We start from the raw sequence: 5,633 nt of genomic DNA on the forward strand, positions 1-5,633 counted from the left end.
CCGGCGGCACCACGCCCCCGGCCACCGACACCACCCGCACCCCCGCCGCGCCCGGCTACACGGTGAATCTCACCAGCGACACCAGCGGCACCGCCTGGACCGGGCACGAGAGCGTGACCTTCACCAACGCCTCCGCCACCGCGCTGAACGAGGTCTACCTGCGGCTGTGGGACAACTATCACGGCACCTGCTCCGCGATGCCCATCAAGGTCACCAACGTCACCGGCGGCACCGCGGGCGACCTCTCCGTGGCCTGCACCGCGCTGAAGATCACGCTGCCCGCGCCGCTCACCCAGGGACAGAGCGCCACCATCGGCTTCGACCTCGGCATCACCGTGCCCAGCGGCGCCGACCGCTTCGGGCACGACGGCGCGTACAGCAACATCGGCAACGCCCTGCCCGTCCTCGCGATCCGGGACGGCGCGGGCTGGCACCTCGACCCGTACACGAACAACGGCGAGGCCTTCTACTCCCTGGCCGCCGACTTCAAGGTCACCCTCGACCACCCGACGAGCCTGCTGGTCCCGGCCACCGGCACCTCCACCGACACCCCTGGCACGAGCGGCCGTACGATCACCACGGCCACCGCCTCCCAGGTCCGTGACTTCGCCTGGGCCGCCGGGCCCTTCACCAAGATCTCCGGCACCTCGCCGGCCGGCGTCGCCGTGAACGTCTACTCGGTGTCCGGCATCAGCTCCTCCAGCGCCCAGTCGATGCTCAGCACCGCCAAGTCAGCCGTCGACACCCACGCGGGCCGCTTCGGCGCCTACCCGTACGGCGAGCTGGACGCGGTGCTCGACAACAACTACTGGTTCGGCGGAATGGAGTACCCCGGCTTCGTCCTCGACCTGGTCAGCAGCACCGCGCTCACCCATGAGATCGCCCACCAGTGGTGGTACGGCATCGTCGGCGACGACGAGTACAACAGCCCCTGGCTGGACGAGTCGTTCGCCGACTACTCGACCGACCTCGCCCAGGGCATCACCGGCGCCAACTGCTGGAACAGCGTCTCCTGGGCCTCCAGCGCGGAGAAGATCACCAACTCGATGGCGTACTGGGACGCGCACTCCTCCCGCTACTCCACCGTGGTCTACGGCTACGGCAAGTGCGCCCTGCACGACCTCCGCCGCCTCATCGGCGACACCGCGATGACCAAGCTGCTGAAGGACTACGCGACCGCGCACTGGTACGGCGTCTCCACCACGGCCGAGTTCAAGGCCGCGGCCCAGGCCGCCACCAGCACGGACCTGACCTCCTTCTGGACCCAGCACCGCATCGACGGCTGACGGACTCCCGGCCGGTCGTGGGAACTCCGCACGGGGCGCCCACGACCGGCCTTTGGGCCACCCGGATGGCCCAAACCGGCCAGTAGCCGCCTTCGTTGGGCGGAACCCGGAGTGCGGTGCGGCCCGATGCCGGGTCAGATGGAAGCCGTGCGAAGCTCGATAGTCCTCTCCCGCGGCCGCTCACGCCTGACCGTCACCGGCGTGCTGACCGGCCTCCTCCTGACCCTGTCCGTCCCGGCCGCCGTCCCCGAGAGCGGCGCCGTGACCCCCGAGCGGGGCAGCGCCTACATGGGCATGGGCGTCCTCGCCCACGACGGCATCGCCCGCGGCGCCACCGCCGACTCGCTCCCCGACTCCCGCACCGGCCAGACCGAAGGCGTGGACGTCTCCAGCTACCAGCGCGACGTCGCCTGGTCGACCCTGTACGGCAGCGGGGTGCGCTGGGCGTACACGAAGGCGACGGAGGGCACGTACTACACGAACCCCTCCTTCACCCAGCAGTACAACGGCTCGTACAACGTGGGCATGATCCGCGGCTCGTACCACTTCGCCACCCCGGACACCACCAGCGGCGCCACCCAGGCGAGCTACTTCGTCGCGCACGGCGGCGGCTGGTCCAAGGACGGCAAGACCCTGCCGGGCGTGCTCGACATCGAGTGGAACCCGTACGGCGCCGACTGCTACGGCAAGACGGCGAGCCAGATGGTCAGCTGGATCGCGGACTTCCTGAACACGTACAAGTCCCGCACCGGCCGGGACGCCGTGATCTACACCGCCACCAACTGGTGGACCAAGTGCACCGGGAACTACAGCGGTTTCAGCGCGACCAACCCGCTGTGGATCGCCCGCTACGCCTCGACGGCGGGCACACTGCCGGCCGGCTGGGCGTACTACACGATGTGGCAGTACACCTCCACCGGCAAGACGGTCGGCGACCACGACCGCTTCAACGGCAGCACGACACAACTGAAGACCTTCGCCTCCGGCTGACCCGCGGGAACGATGGCACTCGGCGCGCCCGACACCATGCCGCGCCCGGCGTCACGACGCCCGATCCACCACTGGAATCACCGGCGGTGTCCAGTCGGCGTGGCGCAGGATCGTGCGCGTGGCGGCCCTGGCCGGTACGAGTCGCAGCGCGGTGTTGCGCAGGCCGACGGCCAGCGGGCCGGACAGTTGCCGGCCCAGTCGGCCTGCCCGGCGGGCGGCGCGGGCCACCGCCTGGGCGCGGGGCCGGCGTTCGGCGTCGTACCGGGCCAGTGCCTGGGCGAGGGACGGTGCCTCGGCGAGTGCGGCGGCCAGTGACGCGGCGTCCTCCAGTGCCTGGCAGGCGCCCTGGCCGAGGTTCGGGGTCATCGCGTGGGCCGCGTCGCCGAGCAGCACGACCCGGCCGGAGACGAACGAGGGCAGGGGAGTGGCGAGTTCGTGGACGTCGTGGTGCAGGACGTCCTCGGGCCGGGTGGCCGCCAGCAGGGTGCGGACCGGCTCGTGCCAGCCGTCGAAGCGGCGGCGCAGCATGCCGAGCGGATCGGAATGCCGTACGCCGGGCGGTGAGTTGAGCACCGCGTGCCACTCGGCGTGGCCGTCCGCCAGGCCGATGTGCCCGAACTCCGCGCCCGCGCCCCAGGTCAGCTCGAAGTCGGTGGACAGGTCCAACGGGCTTCGTGTGATGGCCCGCAGCACGGTGGAGCCGCTGTAGGAGGGGCCGGGATGGTCCGGGAACAGCTGGGCGCGCAACCGGCTGTGCACCCCGTCCGCCGCGACCACGAGGTCCGCCGCCATGACGCCGTCCGGGAGCGGCACGCCCACCTCGGCGGGGTCGGAGCGGTACAGCGAGGGCACGGTCGCGGCTATGTACGGGCAGTCGTCCGGGAGTCGCTCGCGCAGCAGCCGGTGCAGGACCGAGCGCCGGATGCCGACGATCGGCGTGCCCAGCGCCCGCTCCAGCGCTCTGCCGTCCATGTGCGCCAGCCGGCGGCCCGAGGGGGTGCGGGTGCCCCCGGTGTACTGCGGGTGCGCCGCCGCCCGTACCGCCGCCCCCGCGCCGAGCGCGTCCAGCGCCCGCAGCCCGTTGGCGTGCAGCGAGATGCCCGCGCCCGCGTCCGCCGGCACCGCCGTCCGCTCCACGACCCGTACCCGCCAGCCGATCCGGCGCAGCCCGATGGCCGCCGCCAGCCCGCCGACGCCACCCCCGACCACCACCGCCGTGCCGCCCATGCCGGGCCCCCTTCGCCTTGGCGTTTCTACAGCTGTAGAAGACCGTACAGTGAGGTTCTACAGCTGTAGAAGGCGGGGTGTAGAAAGAGGGGGTGTCCACTGATCGACGTACTCTCCTCGCCGACACGGCCATCACCGTGCTCGCCGACGCCGGCATCCGGGGGCTGACGCATCGCGCCGTCGACCGCGCGGCGGATCTGCCCGCCGGTACCACCTCCGCCTACTACCGCACCCGCCAGGCGCTGCTGACCGCGCTGGTGCGCCGTCTGGTGGCCCTCGACCAGGCGGAACTGGAGCGGCTGGGAGAGCTGCTGCCGGTGCCCCGGTCTCCCGCCGAACTGGCCGCCGGAATCGGCGAGTTGATCCGGGCTCGGCTCACCGGGGAGGGCCGTCGCCGTACGCTCGCGCGCTACGCCTGCGCCGTGGAGAGCGTCCATGACCCCGCGCTGCGCGAGATCCTCGTGCCGCGCGAGAACCGGGCGCGGCGCTCGGTGTGCGACTTCCTCGCGGCTCAGGGCGTGGCGGACGCGGAGGAGCGGACGGTCTGGCTGCTGCTCTGTGTCGACGGGCTCGTCTTCGACCGGCTGGTGAACGGTGGCGGCGTCCGGGAGGCGGAGATCGCCGGGCTGGTGGCCGCGGCGCTGCGGTGAATGTCTCGCCCGGCCGCTCCGGGCGACACGACGGCGGCGCCGCCTCCTTGGGACGAGGAGGCGGCGCCGCTCTGCTTCACCCGCCCTGCGGCGTCAGACCAGCCACCCGACGAGGTGGACGAGGCCGGCGAGGACGTTCGTGAGGATGTTCATGGTCGTGCTGCTCCTTGCGGTGTATCTCTGATGGGACCTGTGCTCGAACACGGTCTGCAGCCCGTCACTCGCACAACGTAAGTATCACCCGGTCGGAGTAGCCGGAGCGGGCTGATGAGCGACGTCCACCTGTTCGAGGGAACAGGTGATCCCCTGTTCGGGTCCCGCAGCGGCCGCTCAGGGCGGTACGGCCCGCAGCGCCTTCAGCACCGCCCACACCACCGAGATCAGCGGCACCGCGACGATCGCGCCGATCACCCCGGCCACGATGCTGCCCGCGATCACCGACACGGCGACGACCAGCGGATGCAGCTGGACCGCCCAGCTCATCACCACGGGATGCAGCACATGCCCCTCCAGTTGGCCGATCACCACGATCAGCGCCAGCACGGCCAGGGCGGTGAGCGGCCCCCGCCCGGCCAGCGCGACTACCGTGGCGACCGCGAGCGCCACCGGCGAGCCCACCAGCGGCACGAACGCGGCGAAGAACTCCAGCAGGGTCAGCGGCAGCGCCAGCGGCACCCGCAGCAACAGCAGTGCCACGCCCACCAGGACGGCGTTGGTGGCGGCCACGATGATGATGCCGCGGGTGTACCCGGCGAAGGTCCGCCAGGCGGCCCGCCCCGCCCGGTCCCAGGCCGTACGCGCCCCGGCCGGCAGCAGTTCCGCGCGCGCCCAGGCCCACAGCCGCTCCCCGGAGTGGATGAAGAAGACCGAGGCGAACAGCGCCAGCGCCCCGCCGGTCACCAGTTCAACCACCCGGCCGAGGCCGCTGACGGCGCTGCTGAGCAGGTTGGAGCGGTGTGCGGTGAGGTAGTTGGTGAATTGGCGTTCCAGCGCGGAGAGCCGGCCGGGGCTGAGCCGGAACGGCGGCCGCTGGAGCCACTCCTCGATCCGGTGCACACCGCCGCGGAACTCGCCCGCGAGCCGGGGCGACTCGCCCGCCACCGCGTTGCCGACCAGCGCGAGCAGCGTGAGGAGCACCAGCAGGCTGCCGACCAGCGCGACGGCGACGGCCAGCGGCCTGGGCAGGAACCGGTTCAGCAGGTCGGCGAGGGGGCGCAGCACCGAGGTGATGACCAGTGCCAGGAACAGGGCGACGGCGATCAGCTGGAAGCTGCCGAGGACGACGAACACGCCGTAGACGACGATGCCGACGAGGATGAGCCGCCAGGCGTAGGCCGCGGCGACCCGCAGCCAGGGCACGGTGCGTTCGGTCACCGGCTCCGACGGCTCGGGACGCGGGGAGGCCGCGAGCCGCACGGAGTACGCGGGCCGCACCGAGTACGCGGGCCGGCTGCCGAGCCCGGCCCGCGTACTCGGTGCG

General features: G+C 72.1%; 5 protein-coding genes. 3 read left to right on the forward strand and 2 right to left on the reverse strand.

The features are described from left to right. Together CCN72_RS03675 and CCN72_RS03680 are read left to right on the forward strand one after the other, a co-directional pair. On the forward strand, positions 1-1,286 hold a 1,286-nt coding region (locus CCN72_RS03675; RefSeq protein ID WP_107430055.1), incomplete at its 5' end, for a M1 family metallopeptidase. 138 nt (positions 1,287-1,424) lie between these two features. Continuing rightward, positions 1,425-2,276: a lysozyme gene (locus CCN72_RS03680; RefSeq protein ID WP_086806297.1), complete on the forward strand. Its 852-nt coding sequence runs from the start codon at positions 1,425-1,427 to the stop codon at positions 2,274-2,276. Between the two features lie 51 nt (positions 2,277-2,327). Here CCN72_RS03680 and CCN72_RS03685 read toward each other — a convergent pair whose 3' ends face one another. Beyond that, complete coding sequence (locus CCN72_RS03685; RefSeq protein WP_086806298.1) at positions 2,328-3,503, reverse strand: FAD-dependent monooxygenase; 1,176 nt, start codon at positions 3,501-3,503, stop codon at positions 2,328-2,330. Positions 3,504-3,595: 92 nt separating this feature from the next. Here CCN72_RS03685 and CCN72_RS03690 point away from each other — a divergent pair, with 92 nt between their 5' ends. Beyond that, entirely contained in the window at positions 3,596-4,153 is a 558-nt protein-coding gene (locus tag CCN72_RS03690) for a TetR/AcrR family transcriptional regulator (RefSeq protein WP_086806299.1), read from the forward strand. A 330-nt stretch (positions 4,154-4,483) separates the two neighbouring features. On the opposite strand, the gene CCN72_RS03695 is transcribed toward CCN72_RS03690, so the two are convergent. Continuing rightward, on the reverse strand, positions 4,484-5,633 hold a 1,150-nt coding region (locus tag CCN72_RS03695; protein ID WP_425276123.1), incomplete at its 5' end, for an AI-2E family transporter.

Origin of the sequence: Streptomyces murinus (genome assembly GCF_002154555.1) — a bacterium.
GTDB lineage: Bacteria > Actinomycetota > Actinomycetes > Streptomycetales > Streptomycetaceae > Streptomyces > Streptomyces murinus.

Excerpts from the sequence above, each read along its gene's own strand:
- CCN72_RS03685 (WP_086806298.1), bottom strand. The coding sequence starts at position 3,503 with ATGGGCGGCACGGCGGTGGTGGTCGGGGGTGGCGTCGGCGGGCTGGCG.
- CCN72_RS03680 (WP_086806297.1), top strand. The coding sequence starts at position 1,425 with ATGGAAGCCGTGCGAAGCTCGATAGTCCTCTCCCGCGGCCGCTCACGC.